The organism is Tardiphaga sp. vice154 (assembly GCF_007018645.1).
In the GTDB taxonomy this organism is placed as follows: Bacteria; Pseudomonadota; Alphaproteobacteria; order Rhizobiales; family Xanthobacteraceae; genus Tardiphaga.
The window spans coordinates 2,479,376-2,497,128 of the sequence record NZ_CP041399.1; the positions used below are offsets into that span (position 1 = coordinate 2,479,376).

A 17,753-nucleotide genomic window follows, 5' to 3' on the forward strand; every position below is an offset into this window, starting at 1 on the left:
GGCGTCCGCCACTGCCCGGCGAGGGCCGCACGCTTACTTGGTGAGATGCGGGAGCATTCGAGCGAGGGTACGGTCCCGGAAAATCCAGTGGTGCGCGATCGCCGCGCTGCCGTGGAGTGCGGCCAGAAGGACGAGCCCATGCGCGGCGATTTCGTGCAGCTCTTTGACGTTGTGCGCGAACGCCCGGTCCTTCAGCCATGGCGACGTAATTTCCGTCAGCCCGAACAGGGGCAGGGGCTCGCCGCGCGCAAACTGCAGGACAATGCCGATCACCGGCACCGCGATCAGCAGGACATAAAGTCCGACATGCGCCAGACGCGCGGCCAGCTCCAGCCACCGCGACATCGCGGAAGCATGGTCGGCGGCTTCTGCCGAGGGCATTTGATCGATCCCCCGCCAGGCCAGCCGCGCGGCCATCAACGCCAGAATGGCCAGTCCGGTAGAAATATGTATGAAAAGGCCGGACTTCTGCGCGCCCGCGGGGAGCTCGTCACCTGCAATTCCCGACAGCCATGCGAGCGCGACGAAAACGACCGTCAGCCAATGCAGTGTTTGCGACACCGCGCCGTAATCCGCGTTGGTGTTTCGAAAACGCATGATGCACCTCTGCAAACATTCTATTCTGCGTCTCGCCGCTGCCATTGACGTGGGTCAAACAAGTGCGCGGGAGTTTCCGCGACGGGCGGGTGCGACGCGGTTCGGCGGCTTAGTGCTGCCGTGCGGTTTCCGCATCGGCATAGGGTTGAAGGTCCACCATGGCTGCCGAAAGCCTGCGATACAAATCGCGCCGTCGCGCCAGAGGTACCCAATCGTAGAGAAATATTTCGAGGGGCCGCCAATTGGCGACCCAGCCCAGAAGGAGGAAGCTCTCCTCGACCAGGCGACCGAACGGGCTACTGGTCAGGTAGCCCCCGACGACATGCGCCAGCGCCAGACATGTCACCAGCACAGTAATTCCGATGCCGAGCGAGCGACGACCGACCCGGAACAGCTCCTTGATCTCGCGCTGCACGGAATGGCCACGGTCGGCAAAGTAGCGATCGAAGGCGGCCCCCAGTTCCTGAGCCGCGCGGGTCTTCGCCTCGATCTCGGGAAGGTGAATGACGATTCGCAGCGCACGATCGGTCGACAATTCACCGGCCCAGCCGACGATGTAGTCTTCCGCCTCGCGATCGAGGTCACGCTCCCGAAACGGAAACGGATCGAGCGTATGAAATATCTGTGCGATCTTGTCGAACCGCAGTTCGATGCGATGATCGCGGGAGACGTCTGTCATGACCACCAGTGCGTTCCGGATTGAGGCTTCGCCAGCACATGCATAGCATGGCTCCTCACCGTACGAGCTGCCAATGCGGATAGGCATGCCAACCGCATCGATGAGCGGCCTGTCGAAAGCCGTCATGCTGGCCATGATCGACGTCGGCCATCCCCTCCAGCGGCGACAGCCCATTCTTGAGTTGACGGGGCTGTGATAGCCACGCACCCTGACGTCTGGCACGCGGCGTTCGTCCTCGCAGGAGCATGGCTATCGATCCCCTTGTTTTAAAGCTGGGCGCAGCACTCGGAATCGGCCTGCTGATTGGCGTCGAGCGGGAACGTCGCAAGGGATCCGGGGCGTCCCGCTCGCCGGCCGGTATCAGAACCTTTGCCGTCGGTTCGCTGGCCGGCGCGGTCAGCGTCGTCGTCGGCGGCGTGATGATGCTGGCTGTCACGACGGCCGGCGTGTTGGCGCTCGTGGCCATCGCCTATTGGCGTGGCAATACCAAAGACCCCGGACTGACGACCGAACTCGCGCTCGCGGTCACGGTCATGCTGGGCGGACTTTCGATTCAGAATCCGGTGCTGGCGGGCGGCGTTGCCGTCGCCCTGGCGATTTTGCTGGCGATCAAATCCCATCTTCATCGATTTGTCAGCCGTGTCCTCACCGAGGCGGAGATGCGCGACGCGCTGATCCTCGCAGCGGCGACGCTGATCGTCCTGCCGCTCGTACCGAACCGTCCGATGGGGCCCTATGGGGCGTTGAATCCGCATGCGATCTGGCTGATCGTGATTCTCATCATGGCGATCGGCGCCGCGGGCTATGTCGCGGTGCGCGTTCTCGGCAGCCGTTTTGGACTTCCCGCGGCCGGCCTCGCTTCGGGGTTTATTTCCAGCGCCGCAACGATTGGGGCGATGGGCACACGCGCTGCCAAGGCGGAGAACATCGTCGCCGCGGCGGTGGCCGGCGCTGTCTTGTCCACGGTGGCCACGGTCGTTCAGATGGCACTCGTTCTCGCCAGCACCAGCATGGCAACCCTCGCAGCGCTGTCCGTCCCGCTGGGCTGCGCGGGGGTAGCGGCGGGCGTTTATGGCGCGATATTCACCGTGCTGGCGCTGCGCGGCAACACCGAAGCCGATCCGCAGACAGGCCGCGCCTTCAGTCTCCGGACGGCGCTCATTTTTGCGATCACGCTGTCGGTCATTCTGCTCGCTTCCGCCGCGTTGCAGGACCGGTTCGGCGAAAACGGCATCATCTTCGCGGCGGCCATGGCAGGATTTGCCGATACGCATTCGGCGGCGATCTCGGTCGCCGCGCTGGTCGCCTCGGGCAAGCTTGCGGCATCGGACGCGCTGCTGCCGATCCTTGCCGCCTTTTCGACCAATACGATCACCAAAGTCGTGCTGGCCGCGACAAGTGGCACGTTGGCGTTTGCTGTTCGCGTGATACCGGGATTGTTCCTGGTTGCCCTTGCGGCCTGGGCGGGCGCGTTCGGTGGCTTTTTTGCCGGTTGATCAAGCCGGGGCTTATCGCTGCCTTCGCGGGCCTGATACGGACGATCAACCTGACCGCACGGCTCAATGGTCCGCTTCAGGACCGCGGTCATCCAAGATGCCGAACTCCGTTACCGGCATGATCCAGTAGACCAGCCGGGTTCCTGCGAATGCGGTCTTGATCCGGGATAATAACAGATCAGCCTGCGGCTTTTCCATAATGAGACGCAGCAGGACCTGGTCGGCATGGCCTTTGACCTGCTCGGGCGCCGAGGGCAGGCGCACCGTCGGGCCGAAGCCGGCACAGTCCGAGGCGGAAAATCCCGCGACCAGATCGCGCTGCGCGCTGAGAAAGTCGAACAACTCGTCGCGCCGCCTGCGGGCGGCGACCAATGTCAGGCAGACAGATTCAGCCGTCATGCGATCTTCCTCGCAGCACCGCCGAACCGGCGATAGAGAATCGGCAGCAGGATCAGGGTCAGTACGGTCGAGGACAGCAGGCCGCCGATCACCACGATGGCCAGCGGCTTCTGGATTTCGGATCCGGGGCCGGTCGCGAACAGCAGCGGGACCAGGCCCAGCGCGGTAATGCTGGCGGTCATCAGCACCGGTCGCAGCCGGCGCTGTGCGCCTTCCACGACGATGCGAGGCTCGGCCACGCCGCGCGCGCGCAACTGGTTGAAGTAGGACACCAGCACGACGCCGTTCAGCACGGCGATGCCGAGCAGCGCGATGAAACCGACCGACGCCGGCACCGACAGATATTCGCCGGTCAGCACCAGCGCAAAGACCCCGCCGATCAGCGCGAAGGGAATGTTGACCAGCACCATCAGCGCCTGCCGGATCGAGCCGAAGGTGGTGAACAGCAGCACGAAGATCAGCCCGATGGCGACGGGGACGACGACCGACAGACGCGCGGCGGCGCGTTGCTGGTTTTCGAACTGTCCGCCCCAGGTCAGACGATAGCCCGGCGGCAGCTTCAGCTCGGCCGCCACCTTCTGCTGCGCGGCCAGCACGAAGCCGACCATGTCGCGCCCGCGGACGTTGGAGCGCACGACGCTCATCCGGCCGCCGTCTTCGCGATCGATCTTGACGGGGCCGTCTACCCGATGGATGCGGGCCACCTGCGACAACGCCACATGCTGTCCGGACGCCAGCGTCAGCGGCAGGCTGGCCAGCATCGACGGCGCCTCGCGGGTCGCCTCGCTGCCGCGCACCAGGATCGGCGTGCGCCGTCCCGGCTCCAGCGCGGTGCCGATGGTGCGGCCTTCGATCTGGGTGCGCAGCGAGGCGGCAATCGCGTCCACCGCCAGACCGAGGCGGCCGGCCTCCAGCCGGTTGACCGCGACCGTGTAGTACTGCGCGCCTTCGTTCAGCGTCGTATAGACGTCCTCGGCGCCGTCGATGCCCGACAGCAGCGTCGAAAGGGCGCTGGCGATCTCGTTAAGCTTGGCAACGTCCGGCCCGAAGATCTTTACCGCGACGTCGCCGCGCACGCCGCTGATCATCTCCTGGACCCGCATGTCGATCGGCTGGGTGAAGCTGAGCGACAGCCCCGGAAAGTCTGCCAATACGTGTCGGAGCTCTTGGAGCAGGGCGGCCTTGTCGGCCGTCTGGCGCTCATTGGCCGGCTTCAGGATCAGAAAGGTGTCGGTCTGGTTCGGGCCCATCGGATCGAGGCCGAGCTCGTCCGATCCGGTGCGCGCGATGATCCCCGCGATGTCGGGGACCCGCGCCAGAATGGCGGCCTGCAGCTTGCCGTTGATCGCCACCGACTGATCGAGATTGATCGACGGGATGGCCTCGACGCTGATGATGATATCGCCTTCGTCCATCGTCGGCATGAAGGTCTTGCCGAGCTGGGTGTAGGCCACGCCCGCCGCGACCAGGGCCACCACGGCCGCCCCCATCACCTTGCGTTCATTGCCGAGCGCCCAGGCCAGCGCCGGTGCATAGGCCCGCGACGCCTGGCGGATCAGCCAGGGGTCGCGGTGCGGCGTTGCCTTGAGAAAAAACGACGCCGCGACCGGCAGCACGGTGAGGGCCAGCACCAGCGAGGCCGCCAGCGCAAAGATGATCGCCAGCGCCACCGGGATGAACAGCTTGCCCTCGAGCCCCTGCAGCGCCAGCAGCGGCACGAACACGATGATGATGATCATCACGCCGGTGGCGACCGGCTCCAGCACCTCGCATACCGAGCGGTACACGATATGGATCAGCGGCGTCGCCTTGCCTTCCTGATCCGTACTGAGATTGCCGACGATGTTCTCGACGACCACTACCAACGCGTCGATCAGCATGCCGATCGCGATGGCAAGACCGCCCAGGCTCATCAGATTGGCCGACATACCGACCAGGCGCATCACGATCAGCGCGATCATGATCGCCAGCGGCAGGCTGAAGGCAATGATCAGCGAGGCGCGCCAGTTGCCGAGAAACAGCAGCAGCAGCACGATCACCAGCACCGTGGCTTCGCCCAGCGCACGCACCACGGTGCCGACGGCACGGCCGACCAGCCGGCTCCGGTCGTAGAACACATTGATGGTCACGCTCTTGGGCAGCGACGGCGCCAACTCCTGCAGGCGCTGTCGGACGTCCTTGACCAGTTGTCCGGCATTGGCGCCGCGCAGGCCGAGCACCAGCCCCTCGACGGTTTCGCCGCGGCCATCGATCGTGACCGCGCCATAGCGCGTCAGCGCGCCGACCTCGACGCGGGCGACATCGTTGACGCGGATCGGAATGCCATCCCTGGTATCGACCACGATGGCCTTGATGTCGTCGATGGAGCGAATGCTGCCCTCGATGCGGACGAGGGCACTGTCTTCGCCCTGGTTGACGCGGCCGGCGCCGTCATTGCGGCTGTTGGTCTCGATGGCGCGCCGGAACACCTCCGACGAAATGCCGCGCGCGGCCAGCGCGTCGTTGAGCGGCACGATCTCGAAGGCCCGGACGTGACCGCCCAGCGAGTTGACGTCGGCGACCCCCGGAACGGTGCGAAGCGCCGGACGGATGGTCCAGTCGAGCAGCGTCCGGCGTTCCGCCAGCGACAGCTCGGGACTGTCGATGGTGAACATGAACATCTCGCCTAGCGGGCTGGTGATCGGCGCGAGGCCGCCGGTCACGCCTTCCGGCAGGTCGCGCGTGATGTTGGCCAGCCGTTCGGAAACCTGGTTGCGCGCCCAATAGATATCGGTGCCGTCCTCGAAATCGACGGTGATGTCGGCCAGTGCATATTTGGTCGTGGTGCGGAGAATCTTTTTGTTGGGCAGTCCCAACAGCTCAAGCTCGATCGGCACCGTGATGCGCTGCTCGACCTCCTCCGGGGTAAGACCCGGCGCCTTCATGATCACCTTGACCTGAACCGGCGAGACGTCCGGGAAGGCGTCGATCGGCAAAGTCGGCAGCAGCACGGCGCCGGCGCCGATCAGCAGCAATACGCTCAAGGCGACGAACAGGCGCTGCGACAGCGCGAAAGCAACCAGGCGCTCCAGCATTACTCGCTGGCTCCGAGCCGCAGCAGGATTCCGCGAAGCGCCGCTGTACCGCTGACGGCGACTTCATCCTTGTCGGAGATCACGCCGGAGATCACGACGTGTTCCTGATCCTCGGCAATGAGCGTCACCGGCAGCAGGCGAAAACCGCCTTCGATGGCGACAAAGACCGACGCCTTGTCGCCGCGCCGGACCAGCGCGCTGTAGGGAATTTCCCAGGCACTCTCACCGACGGAAATGAACCCGATGCGTACCGCGGCCGTCTGTCCGGGCCGCAATTCGCCGGAATTCGGCACCTCGGCGCGCACCAGCACGGTCTGGGTCGCGGAATCCGTCGTCTCCGACACCAGGATGACCTTGCCCGGTACCGCATAGCCTTCGATTTCCACGCGGGCGCCCGGCCGGATGGCATGGATGTTCGACGCCGGAATGGCAATCTCGGCCCAGAGCACCGAGAGGCGCGCGAGCTTGACCAGCGGCGCGGCCTGCTCGATGCGTTGGCCCGGAGAAACCAGAATGTCGATCACCGTCGCCTGCTGGCGCGCGGCAACCGACATGGTCGCGACTATCGCCGTTTCGCTGGTCAGCCGCGCAATCGCGGCGTCTGAAAGTCCGCTGAGCCGAAGCATCTGCCGCTTCTCGGCCACGGCGATGCTGGCCTGCCGGGCTTCCGCCTGGCTGGTCTCCAGCACGCGTTGCGGCACGGCCTTGCCGTCGAACAATTCGGTGTTTCGCTTGAGTTGCTGCGCGGCCAGCACTTCCTGCGAAAAGGCCTGTAGATATTCGCGTTGCAGCGACACAAAGCTCGGGCTCTCGAGGTTCACCAGCGGCTGGCCGGCATCGACCCGGTCGCCCCGCGCAATCGCCAGGCTGGTGACCATCCCGGACACGGGCGTACTCACGACCCACAATTGCGGCATCGGGATCACGATCTGGGCGGGGTAGGGCAGTGTGAGGTCGCTCCGGCTCGAGATCGGGTGCACCACACGAATGCCGAGGGTCTGCATCTGCGCGGCGTTGACCTTGACCTCCTCCTCAGCCCACGACAGCGACGGCACGCCGACGAGCGCGACCATCAGCAAAGCTCGAGTGAGGCTGGGCCGGAAGTGCGTGTACGAGCGCGCCTGACGGGGACTCGGCATCAATGCTCCATATGGGTAGATCCAGCGAAGAAAGCGGCGTGGACTGGCTCTCGGCGCCAATCCTATATCAACAGTCCGTCCTGCGGACGACCCCTGTCTGGTGTTCGACGCTCGTTGCCATGGTCCGGTGTTGTCGTCACTCGACGAATCGATGGCCGTTCCATCGCAACGCCGTGGTCTCGCCATTCACGCCGGAGATCTCGACCCGCGCCGCGGCCTGATCGCGAAGCAGTCGAATATCGCGGGCATGCACGGCAAGCACCCGACGATAGTGCCCGTTGCTCGCCATATAAACTTCATGCAGGCATCCTTTGGCGGTGCATTGGGCCGATTGATTGCCGCAACGAAAATCATCGTAGTGAAGGGCCACGAGTTCGCCGCCGGGTATCGTGAGATACAGCGCGAACTGCTGCGAGGCGGCGATCGATCCGCCGCATACCGTCTCCCATTTCTGCAAGATGGCGCGGATGCCGGGCGGCAGATGTTCGAGATGAGCAGGCTTCCAGCGATCCTGCGCCAAGCCGCCGAAGGCAAAACCCGGTCGCAGCATGACCGACAGGCAAATAAGCGTAAGCGCGACCGTCGAAATGCGCCTCATGGCATTCATGGTGCCCTCAAGGGGCTTGAATGGATCATGGCTGAATGTCGCACCTATCGCGGCAGCGATGGTTGATGCAAATCAAGAATCGCGAGTGGTTCAAACTCCACTCGCTCGTCCCGACGTTTACGGCGGCGTATTCACGGGTGGTTCCACCAAGGCGACCTTTTGTCATGTCCAGAATCCATGTCAAGGACCCCGACCTCGAAAGCACTTGCCGGTTACAAGCCATCGTGCGTTCATACCCAGCTGCTTCAAACTCAGATCGGCCGGCGAAATGACAAACAACAACCGACTTCTGCAGATGCTCCCTGAAGGTGGAATGACCGCGCTGAACCAGCATTTGAAAATTGTTCGGTTGAACCAGGGAGACGTCCTTGCCGAGCCCGGCGGTAACATCAGCAACGTGCATTTCCCCCACTCCGGGATCATCTCGTTCATGGTCGAACTCGACGACGGGGCGCTGGTTCAGACGTTCATGGTCGGACGGGATGGTGTCGTCGGCGCGCCACAGGCGATGGATCACAGGACTTCCATCAACAAGATCCTTGTCCAGGTATCTGGAGAGGCCTCCGTGATCGATCGCGCGCCATTGCGCCGGATTGCCAGCGAGTATCCTGCCGTGCTCAATCTGCTCGCGTCGCACGAGCAATTTCTGGTTGCCGATGTTCAGCAGACGGCCGCCTGCAACGCGCGACATTCGATCGAAGCGCGAATGGCGCGCTGGATCTTGAGAATGAGAGATCTTGCCGGAGACGAACTGCCGCTGACCCAGGACTATCTCGCCTCCATGATCGGCGTGCGCCGCGCTAGCGTGACCGAGATTGCGAGTGCGATGCAGCGCGCCGGGTCGATCAGCTATGTCCGAGGTCAACTTCGCATCACGGATCCGGTCGCTCTTGGGCGACTGGCCTGCGAATGTCACAAGGCCGTCCAGGACAATTACCAGCGTTTGCTGGGCAGCCCCTGGCCGCATTCGATCGGTTAATTCTGCAGCATCCGGACGGCGCCCAAACGCTCCTGCCCGGAATGACGGTCGTTGCAATCAGCCTGGATTTTGCTCGACGAGGAGCGCGAAAACTTCCTGCGGCATGAGCACTATCGTACAGCAAACCGCCTTCGGAATTCGCATGATACCGCATCTTAGCGCCGCACAAGGTCATCCCGTCGCGGAGAATGCCGAGTGCTCGCTTGACCCGGGGGGCGAACATCATGCTGCAGTGCGATATACTACTGCGCCCATGTCGGTTCGATATGGTCGCAGACCGGACCCCGGGCGCCGCGTGTCTGGAGTTCTGTCTTTACGAATTTCCCGGCTGCGCCGGCTGTCCCCATGCCGTGCCGCTGGCAGCGCCAACGGCAGAGGACCCGATGAAGTCAGCGGTTCTCCGCGGCTGGATCCGCGGTCTCGGCCACCCGTCAGGCTAGAAGCTCGCGCACCACATCAAATGACGGATCGGCGGCACGGTTCTGCGCGGCGTCAGTCGCTCTTCTGAATCCACTCCGCGGCACCGCGCCATAGTGTGTCGCGGTGCTGCGGACGGAAAAAGCCGAAATGGCCGATCTTCCTGGCCCCGGCTTCCGCCGGGGCAATGACGTGGATATCGGGGCGGATCGAGGTGAAACCGGCGCACAGCATCTCGACGGCGGCTTCGGTTGCCCAGGGATCGTCGGAAAAACTGAGCGCCCGCAACGCGCCGCGGTAGCGCGGAAAGTTCGCCAGCGCGCGCAACCGGCTGTCGTCGAAGAAGTAGCGGTCGGAGGCGACCCACCTCGCCCACTCCAGAAATACGCCCTTCGGCAAATCGAGCCCGAGCCCGACGCGGCCCGGCGCATAGCCCAATGCGTGGGTCAGCGGCACCCCGACGCATGCCAGCAGCGCGTAGACCCGGTAACGCTCCGGCGAGCTCATCAGCCGCCAGGTGCCGGCCTGCGCCGCCACCAGTAACGCCCGCGACACCTCGGCATTGTTCGGGATCAACCCCAGCGCCTGGCCGCCGAACGAGTGGCCGACAAAGCCGAGCGGCATCGCCGGGTAGCGCGCCCGCATCCAGTCGACCGCCGCGCTGACGTCGAGCGCGGCCCAGTCGGCCATCGTGGCCTGAAAGCCGGCCAGCGATTTTGGCCGGGAATCCCCGGTGCCGCGGTAATCATAGGTCAGCACCGCGCAGCCGCGGCTGGCGAGGTAGCTGGCAAAGCCGCGATAGATCCGGCGTGGCACCGCGGTCGCGGAATTGATGAGCACCGCATGGGACCTGGCGCCGCGCGGCAGATACAGCGTTGCGCCCAGCAGAAATCCGTCGGCGGCCGGCAAACGTATATCGTCGGCAAACACGTCGTCCGTTGCCGCCTTGAAATTCGCCTTCGTCATAATGATCTCAGCAAAGTCGAATTCGACATTGGCTGCAAGGGGTTATCGCGCAAGCCGGATTTCTGTCTGGTGATCCCTGGGAACCCTGTGTATAACGCGGCTCCGCTGCCTGCGGATGGCGCGGTTTTCAGGAGTTTAAAGTGATGGCAGAGCGGTGGACGCCCGATAGCTGGCGCAACAAGCCTGTGCAGCAGATGCCGGCCTATCCGGATCTGAAGGCGCTGGGCGACGTCGAGGCGCAACTGGCGACTTTTCCGCCGCTGGTATTTGCCGGTGAGGCGCGCAATCTGAAGAAGGCACTGGCCCGAGTCGCAAAGGGCGAGGCGTTCCTGCTGCAGGGCGGCGACTGTGCCGAGAGCTTCGCCGAACACGGCGCCAACAACATCCGCGATTTCTTCCGCGTGCTGCTGCAGATGGCGGTGGTGCTGACCTATGCCGGTGCCGTGCCGGTGGTAAAGGTCGGCCGCATCGCCGGCCAGTTCGCCAAGCCGCGCTCCTCGCCGATGGAGAAGATCGGGGACGTCGAATTGCCGAGCTACCGCGGCGATATCGTCAACGACAACGCCTTCACGGCGCAATCCCGCGTGCCGGATCCGATGCGCCAGCTGATGGCCTACCGGCAGTCGGCGGCGACGCTGAACCTGCTGCGCGCGTTCGCCACTGGCGGCTTCGCCAATCTCGGCAGCGTGCACCAGTGGATGCTCGGTTTCCTGAAGGATTCGCAGCAGTCGCGGCGCTACAAGGAGCTGGCCGACCGGATCTCGGACGCGCTGAATTTCATGCGCGCCTGTGGCCTCAACCTGGAAAGCCATCCGGAACTGCGCGCGACGGATTTCTACACCAGCCACGAGGCGCTGCTGCTCGGCTACGAGCAGGCCTTCACGCGCGTCGATTCGATGACCGGCGACTGGTACGCGACCTCCGGCCACATGATCTGGGTCGGCGACCGCACGCGTCAGCTCGACCACGCCCATATCGAATACTTCCGCGGCATCAAGAACCCGATCGGCCTGAAGTGCGGCCCGTCGCTGAAGCCCGATGAATTGCTCAAGCTGATCGACGTACTCAACCCCGAAAACGAGGCGGGCCGGCTGACGCTGATCAACCGCTTCGGCCACGAGAAGATCGGCGATCATTTGCCGGCGCTGATCCGCGCCGTCGAGCGGGAAGGGCGCACGGTCGTGTGGTCGTGCGATCCGATGCACGGCAACACCATCACCTCGAACTCCGGCTACAAGACCCGGCCGTTCGACCGCATTCTCTCGGAGGTGAAGTCGTTCTTCCAGATCCATGCCGCCGAAGGCACCCATCCGGGCGGCGTGCATCTGGAGATGACCGGCCAGAACGTTACCGAATGCACCGGCGGGGCGCGTTCAATCTCCGACGAGGACCTCAACGACCGCTACCACACGGTCTGCGACCCCCGCCTGAACGCCGAGCAGTCGATCGACATGGCGTTCCTGATCGCCGAACTGCTGAAGACCTCGCGGGTCGGCAAGGAAGATCCGATGCCGGTCGCGTCGGGCCTCTGAGTGACGCGCCTCTGGCGGGCCTGCATCAACACCTGGAACGGGCTGACCTTTGCCACCCGTTCCGAACAGGCGATTCGCGAGGAGCTGTTCGCACTACTCCTCGCGGTTCCGCTGGCGTTGCTGATCGGCACCACGGCGGCGCGCCGCATCGAGATGGTGGCGGTGGTGCTGTTGCTGCTTGCCGTCGAACTGCTCAACACCGCAATCGAGAAACTGGCCGACCGCGTCACCAGAGAGCACGATCCGCAGATCGGCGCCGTGAAAGACATGGGCTCCGCCGCCGTCGGTGTCGCGCTGGTGATCGCCGGGCTGACCTGGGCGTTCGCGCTTGGCGAGCGCATGGGGCTCTACTGACCACGCAATTGCGAAAGGTGAGCCCGCGGGCTTAAATCACTTCATGACAGATTCCGCGCGCTTCGTTCTCACCCTTGCCCAGCTCAATCCGACCGTGGGCGACATCGCCGGCAACGCCGCCATGGCGCGCGCGGCGCGTGCGCAGGCCGCGGCCGATGGCGCCGCGCTGATCGTATTCCCGGAACTGTTCATCGCCGGCTATCCGCCGGAAGATCTGGTGCTGAAGCCCTCGTTCCAGGCGGCGTGCCGGGCTGCGATCGAGGAACTGGCGCGCGAGACGTCGGACGGGGGTCCCGCGATGCTGATCGGCTCGCCGTGGGTCGACGGCGGCAAGCTCTACAACGCCTGCGCGCTGCTCGACGAAGGCCGCATCAGTGCGATCCGCTACAAGGTCAATTTGCCGAACTACGGCGTGTTCGACGAGAAGCGCGTTTTCGCGCGCGGCCCTGTATCCGGCCCGATGACCATCCGCGGGCTGCGGATCGGCGTGCCGATCTGCGAAGACACCTGGATGGAAGAGTCCGAGGATTACGAGAACGTCGTCGAGACGCTCGCCGAGACGGGCGCGGAAATCCTGATCGTGCCGAACGGCTCGCCCTATGCGCGCGACAAGAACGATTTGCGGCTGTCGGTGCAGGTCGCGCGCGTCATGGAAAGCGATCTGCCGCTGGTCTACCTCAACCAGGTCGGTGGCCAGGACGAACTGGTGTTCGACGGCGCGTCCTTCGTGCTCAACGCCGACCGCACGCTCGGCGCGCAACTGCCGGGCTTTGCCGAGAGCATCACCACGCTGAACTTCGAGAAAACCAAGGACGGCTGGCGCTGCGACGGCCCGATCGCGCCGGTGCTGGAAGGCGACGCCGGCGACTACGCCGCCTGCGTGCTGGGCCTTCGCGACTACGTGCAGAAGAACGGGTTTCCCGGCGTGCTGATGGGCGTCTCCGGCGGCATCGATTCCGCGTTGTGTGCAGCCTTGGCCGTCGATGCGCTCGGCGCCGACCGCGTCCGCGGCGTGATGCTGCCGTTCCGGTTCACCGCGCAGGTATCACTCGACGATGCCGCCGATCTCGCGCAGCGGCTCGGCATCCGCTACGAGGTGCTGCCGATCGCGGAGGCGGTCAACGGTTTTGAGAGCATTTTGTCAGGCACGTTTGCCGGCCTGCCGCGCGACATCACCGAAGAGAATCTGCAGGCCCGCACGCGCGGCACGCTGTTGATGGCGATCTCCAACAAGACCGGCGCGATGGTCGTGACCACTGGCAACAAGTCGGAAATGTCGGTCGGCTACGCCACGCTGTATGGCGACATGAATGGCGGCTTCAACCCGATCAAGGACATCTACAAGACCGAAGTGTTCCGGCTGTGCACGTTGCGCAATTCGTGGAAGCCGGAAGGCGCGCTGGGCCCCGACGGCGAGGTGATCCCGGTCAACATCATCGTGCGCCCGCCGACCGCGGAATTGCGCGAGAACCAGACCGACCAGGATTCGTTGCCGCCCTACGACATTCTCGACGGCATTCTCGAGCGTCTGGTCGAGCGCGAGGAGCCGCTGTCGGTGATCGTCGCCGAAGGCTTCGACAAGGACGTCGTGATCCGGATCGACCGCCTGCTCAACATCGCCGAATACAAGCGCCGCCAGGCCGCGCCCGGCGTCAAAGTCACGCGGCGCAATTTCGGCCGCGATCGCCGCTATCCGATCACCAACAAGTTTCGCGATCTGGCCCTGCCGCTGCCGGTCGCCGACGAAACGCTGGTAACGCACGCGAGCAAGGGATCGGCCGAGGCGTTCGAAGGGTAGGGCGACGTCCAGTCGATATCGAGTGACCTCTACTCGGCATACGGAAACGCTAAACTGGCGAAACATGGGCGTAGGCTGGCAGACAGAAAGGTCGTCGAGTTTGCTGTTCTCAAGAGCTGACACAGCCCGGTCCAGCATCGGGAATGAGAATTGTTGACACAAGCAAAGCGGTTTGCCGCCGTTGAGGCTTAGCGGTTGTTACGCTCGCTGGCCGTGGCATCTTTTCCACTTCTTTCCGCTACCACAGGGGCAGTAATCGTTCCTGCCAATCTTTCCCTTGGAGTGCACATTGGCAATCCGCCTCTGCTGCAGCGCGCCGCCCTCCGCGCGTAGACGCTCGATTTCAGCCGTTGGAACGCCGGCAAGATTCACATTGCGAAAATGTGCTCCAAACAGCTTTCCCTCCTTGTCGTATTCGAACTCCACGAGGCGGCGATTTTGCTTGTTGTCAGCAAGCATGACGACGCGCGTATGTTCTATGGCGCCTTCAATGTCGTGTGGTACGTCAGGCGACCATACATACTGAGTCATCTCCATTCCACCATATGATGACAGCGGACGTGCGCGCTCTACAGAATGTCCGAATGCGGCACGAGCACATCAAGTAGCGCCTGGCGCTCATGGAGCTGATAGCGTTTGCCTCGAACATTCAATCAGAGTGTTTCCGCGCGAAACCGAAACTCCTCCAGCTGCATATCCAGTTGCCGGTCTTGAGCCCGTCGGTGAGCCGTCAAGCACATCTGATAGTCGAGAGTGAAACGCCGGAATAATGTCTCGACATTCGCTCGCAGCTTGGTCAAATCTTCCTCGCTTACGTCGGTGGCGTACTGCTCCGGCTTAACTGACACGATCACGCTTTGTACATAATCAACCATCCGCGCTGCTGCGAGCTTGTCTGAGTCGTCCGCATCTCTGCCGACTAACCCGACCATCATCGCAGAATATTCCCACCAGCCCCGTTGAAGCAGACGGTCGGGGGGGAAGGCGGACAATTTGCGCTGCGATTTCGGCGACAAGGACGTCGATCTCGGCGACTGCAATCGGATACTGAGCCACCAGTTGGGCTTGAGCCGCTTCAAATTGCTCTTTTGTTGCCCGTGAGCGGCCTATCACCACCCGACCGAAGCGCGCGAACTCTAAAGGCCCGGCGGAAAAGTGGTCGTCTGGCTTGGTGTATTTAGCCTTTCGCTTTTTCTGCTTGGCCACTTTGGTCCTCCTGCACGAGATGGAACTTTGCCCGCGCTTTGTCGCTTCTCCAGGAGAGATCCTCAGCTTTTTCGACTCTACGTCGTCCAGTCCTCGATCCTCAACGATTGAGGAATACGGGCAAAAGCTTTGTCGCGCGTCACGAGGGTCGCGTCGACGGCTGCGGCATGGGCGGCGATCATCATGTCGAGGGGCGCAAGCGTCACGCCTTTCGCTTCGCATGCCGCCCGCAAGTCGCCGTAGGTTTTGGCGACATCGTGATCCCATGGCAGCACATCGACGCGAAGCAGGAACTGCCGGACCCGCTCGGACAGCGCCTCGGGGTAGCCGCGCTTCGCCAGACCGTAAAGAAGTTCTGCTTCGGTGACGGAGGAGAGCACAATGTCTTCCATGGGAAGTGCAATTAGCCGCTCGATGATCTCACGCCGATCGCCCCTGATGACATGGCTGGCGATATTGGTGTCGAGCATCCGGACCGTCATTCTTTCCAGCCAGCGAACGGATCGCGTTGCTGCGTCGGTCCGCTGCGGTCGGCCGTTCCCATGAAATCGTCCGGCATCTGATCCTGGCCGTGTAGCTCGAGAAGGCCGTCCCAGGAATCCGGCTTGCGGGAGAGGATGACGTCGCCGGTCTTGGGGTCACGGCGCACGAAAACCTCGCTGCCTTCGAAGCGAAACTCCGCCGGCAGCCTGACGGCCTGGCTACGGCCGGTCGTGAAAATTTTGGCGGTTCGCGATGTCATGGCACTCTCCACGTGCTGATACATACCATGATATATATCAAGGAGCAGCGACTATCAAGGCTGACAACCAAGCGGAATCAAAGAGTCCGCAACGCTGCTTGCCTGCGCGTCGCGCTGTCTTACTGCGCCTTCGGCAGGAACGTCGGTCCCACCGAGCGGATCGGCTTGTTGGGATCGGCCGGCGCAGCGGGGGCTGCGGCAGGGGTCTCGGCGGGCGGAGGCGCGGCGCCCTTTTTGGCGGAGACCGGCGTGCCCTTGGCGGGTGGCAGTGACATCCGCTTGGCGCGTTCTTCGGTGACGATGATGTCGCCGTTTTCGGCCGCCGCCTTGTCGTCGATGTTCTTCAGCGCGTCCGACCAGGTCTGGCCCTGCGCCTTGCAGGAGCATGACGGGTTGAATTCGGTACGGTACTTGAACGCATTCGGCGACGACGTATAGGGCTGGCCGGAGATCGACACCGCTGCGTTCATGTCCTCGCCCGGATTGCGGTAGCTGAACAGGCTGGCATCGGCCGCAGGGCACAGGCTCTTGCAGGTTTTCTCGTCGTCGGCGAACCGGCTTTGCACCGTGGCGAACGAGATCGGGAAATAAGCGCCGTCGCAGGTCCGCACGCAGACGGTGCGATAGGTGCCGGACGGCGCGGTCGCCACCGCGGCGTCGAGCGGCGGGGCATCGGGGCTGGGCTCGTTGTTGCCGAACAAATTGTTGAGGAAATTGCCGGCGCCGGAGCCGGGTGCAGGATTGCGCGCGGCAGCAGCATATTGCGGTCCGCAATTGTTCTGCGCCAGCGCCAGCAGCACCGAGCGGCGCTGGCTGTCGCGGTCCGAACTGCCGGGGGTGCCGACGCGCAGCCGCTCCAGATTGCTGGTGATCTGGTCGAGATTACCGCGCATCTGCTGGATCTGGTTGTTGACCGGGCCGCACTGTGCCGACTGGCCGTTGAACATCGAGAAGAAGCCGGAGGAATCGCAGCCCATCCGCCGGGCCTGCGCGGTGACGCGGTCGAGCTCGTTCTGCTGCTTGGAGGCTGCGTCCTCATAGCGTCGCAATTGCTCGGCGCGCGCGGGGTCGCCACCGCCGCCGCGGTCAATGGTCGCGAGCTGGCCCTCCAGCCGCACGCACATCGGATTGGCGCTTTGTTGCGGGGGCGCGCCTTGCGCTGCGGCCTCATTGGCCAGCGACACAGCGCCGAGCAGGACGGTGCAGGCCAGAAACTTGCGGAGCGAGGCAGTCAACGTGTCAGACATAAGGGCCACTACAGCACATCGGGTCAGATCGGCGCGGGTTCGATGCTTGGCAAACCCCCTTGCCGGCCTTGCCGAATTCGCCAAATCAGGCAATTTCCTGGGCGACGGCAACGCGGCTTTCCCATAGCCGCTTCTCGCGGCAGGGTCACGTCGTTTCCGGGGCTGCACTGTGGCGGCCGGACGCTGCCGCCGTCACCCGATGCGGATCGCCGTTGTCAGCGCTGGCAGGTGATTGCGACGTATTCTTCGCGGGCGCTGCCGCCGGCGGCCGGCTTGGGCACCGAGCCGGTGATCTCGTCGGGATCGACCCGGCGGAACGCGGTCGCCTGGGCGAATTGCCGCGATTGGCAATAGGCCAAAGCGGCCGAGGCGCCGCATTTGTCGCTGCCGGCCAGGCAGCGGTCGATGCCATAGCCGTCGGGTTGGTTGGCGATGATGAAGACGCGGGAATCAGCCACGGCGGAGGAGGCGGCCAGCACCGAGGTGGCGGCTAGCAACAGGGCAATCGATTTCATGGCTCA

At 63.9% G+C, this 17,753-nt stretch carries 18 protein-coding genes; 6 read left to right on the forward strand and 12 right to left on the reverse strand.

Annotation, left to right across the window (positions count from 1 at the left end; genetic code table 11):
• Nucleotides 1–33: 33 nt before the first annotated feature.
• Nucleotides 34–597 (reverse strand): cytochrome b, encoded by a 564-nt coding sequence (locus FIU28_RS11520; RefSeq protein ID WP_143573101.1) that lies wholly within the window; start codon nt 595–597, stop codon nt 34–36.
• Between the two features lie 109 nt (nt 598–706).
• The gene (locus FIU28_RS11525; protein WP_246660948.1) at nt 707–1,411 is read right to left on the reverse strand and encodes a hypothetical protein; all 705 of its coding nucleotides are present in this window, start codon (nt 1,409–1,411) and stop codon (nt 707–709) included.
• A gap of 110 nt (nt 1,412–1,521) precedes the next feature.
• On the opposite strand from FIU28_RS11525, the gene FIU28_RS11530 reads away from it, so the two are divergent.
• Nucleotides 1,522–2,772: an MgtC/SapB family protein gene (locus tag FIU28_RS11530; protein WP_143573102.1), complete on the forward strand. Its 1,251-nt coding sequence runs from the start codon at nt 1,522–1,524 to the stop codon at nt 2,770–2,772.
• Nucleotides 2,773–2,835: 63 nt separating this feature from the next.
• On the opposite strand, the gene FIU28_RS11535 is transcribed toward FIU28_RS11530, so the two are convergent.
• Genes FIU28_RS11535 through FIU28_RS11545 form a run of 3 tightly spaced genes read right to left on the reverse strand, consistent with a single transcriptional unit; the run spans nt 2,836 to nt 7,384 of the window.
• Nucleotides 2,836–3,171, reverse strand: coding sequence for a DUF3240 family protein (locus FIU28_RS11535; RefSeq protein WP_143573103.1), 336 nt, complete (start codon nt 3,169–3,171; stop codon nt 2,836–2,838).
• On the reverse strand, nt 3,168–6,245 hold the full coding sequence (locus FIU28_RS11540; RefSeq protein ID WP_143573104.1) for an efflux RND transporter permease subunit: 3,078 nt from the start codon (nt 6,243–6,245) through the stop codon (nt 3,168–3,170). The genes FIU28_RS11535 and FIU28_RS11540 overlap by 4 nt, the downstream gene beginning before the upstream one ends.
• Nucleotides 6,245–7,384, reverse strand: coding sequence for an efflux RND transporter periplasmic adaptor subunit (locus tag FIU28_RS11545; RefSeq protein WP_143573105.1), 1,140 nt, complete (start codon nt 7,382–7,384; stop codon nt 6,245–6,247). The genes FIU28_RS11540 and FIU28_RS11545 overlap by 1 nt, the downstream gene beginning before the upstream one ends.
• Nucleotides 7,385–7,484: 100 nt before the next feature.
• Here FIU28_RS11545 and FIU28_RS26405 point away from each other — a divergent pair, with 100 nt between their 5' ends.
• Both FIU28_RS26405 and FIU28_RS26410 read left to right on the forward strand, forming a co-directional pair.
• Nucleotides 7,485–8,057 (forward strand): hypothetical protein, encoded by a 573-nt coding sequence (locus tag FIU28_RS26405; protein ID WP_168207218.1) that lies wholly within the window; start codon nt 7,485–7,487, stop codon nt 8,055–8,057.
• A 247-nt stretch (nt 8,058–8,304) separates the two neighbouring features.
• Nucleotides 8,305–8,970, forward strand: coding sequence for a Crp/Fnr family transcriptional regulator (locus tag FIU28_RS26410; protein ID WP_168209943.1), 666 nt, complete (start codon nt 8,305–8,307; stop codon nt 8,968–8,970).
• Between the two features lie 492 nt (nt 8,971–9,462).
• Here FIU28_RS26410 and FIU28_RS11560 read toward each other — a convergent pair whose 3' ends face one another.
• Nucleotides 9,463–10,353, reverse strand: a complete 891-nt coding sequence (locus tag FIU28_RS11560) for an alpha/beta hydrolase family protein (RefSeq protein ID WP_143573108.1) — start codon at nt 10,351–10,353, stop codon at nt 9,463–9,465.
• Nucleotides 10,354–10,496: 143 nt separating this feature from the next.
• Between FIU28_RS11560 and FIU28_RS11565 the strand changes: the two genes are divergently transcribed.
• From FIU28_RS11565 to FIU28_RS11575, 3 genes are read left to right on the forward strand one after another with little or no spacing between them, the layout of a single operon-like run.
• On the forward strand, nt 10,497–11,885 hold the full coding sequence (locus tag FIU28_RS11565) for a class II 3-deoxy-7-phosphoheptulonate synthase (protein ID WP_143573109.1): 1,389 nt from the start codon (nt 10,497–10,499) through the stop codon (nt 11,883–11,885).
• Nucleotides 11,886–12,239, forward strand: coding sequence for a diacylglycerol kinase (locus FIU28_RS11570; RefSeq protein ID WP_143573110.1), 354 nt, complete (start codon nt 11,886–11,888; stop codon nt 12,237–12,239).
• Between the two features lie 43 nt (nt 12,240–12,282).
• Nucleotides 12,283–14,037 (forward strand): NAD+ synthase, encoded by a 1,755-nt coding sequence (locus FIU28_RS11575; RefSeq protein WP_143573111.1) that lies wholly within the window; start codon nt 12,283–12,285, stop codon nt 14,035–14,037.
• A gap of 198 nt (nt 14,038–14,235) precedes the next feature.
• Here FIU28_RS11575 and FIU28_RS11580 read toward each other — a convergent pair whose 3' ends face one another.
• From FIU28_RS11580 to FIU28_RS11605, 6 genes are all read right to left on the reverse strand, one after another.
• Nucleotides 14,236–14,568 (reverse strand): SEC-C metal-binding domain-containing protein, encoded by a 333-nt coding sequence (locus tag FIU28_RS11580; RefSeq protein ID WP_246660949.1) that lies wholly within the window; start codon nt 14,566–14,568, stop codon nt 14,236–14,238.
• A gap of 122 nt (nt 14,569–14,690) precedes the next feature.
• Complete coding sequence (locus FIU28_RS11585) at nt 14,691–15,116, reverse strand: hypothetical protein (protein WP_143573113.1); 426 nt, start codon at nt 15,114–15,116, stop codon at nt 14,691–14,693.
• 204 nt (nt 15,117–15,320) lie between these two features.
• On the reverse strand, nt 15,321–15,725 hold the full coding sequence (locus FIU28_RS11590) for a type II toxin-antitoxin system VapC family toxin (protein ID WP_143573114.1): 405 nt from the start codon (nt 15,723–15,725) through the stop codon (nt 15,321–15,323).
• The gene (locus FIU28_RS11595) at nt 15,722–15,985 is read right to left on the reverse strand and encodes an antitoxin (protein WP_143573115.1); all 264 of its coding nucleotides are present in this window, start codon (nt 15,983–15,985) and stop codon (nt 15,722–15,724) included. Before FIU28_RS11595 ends, FIU28_RS11590 begins: the two co-directional genes overlap by 4 nt.
• 119 nt (nt 15,986–16,104) lie before the next feature.
• The gene (locus FIU28_RS11600; RefSeq protein ID WP_143573116.1) at nt 16,105–17,232 is read right to left on the reverse strand and encodes a DUF2865 domain-containing protein; all 1,128 of its coding nucleotides are present in this window, start codon (nt 17,230–17,232) and stop codon (nt 16,105–16,107) included.
• Nucleotides 17,233–17,447: 215 nt separating this feature from the next.
• Nucleotides 17,448–17,747, reverse strand: a complete 300-nt coding sequence (locus FIU28_RS11605) for a hypothetical protein (RefSeq protein ID WP_143573117.1) — start codon at nt 17,745–17,747, stop codon at nt 17,448–17,450.
• Nucleotides 17,748–17,753 lie beyond the last annotated feature (6 nt).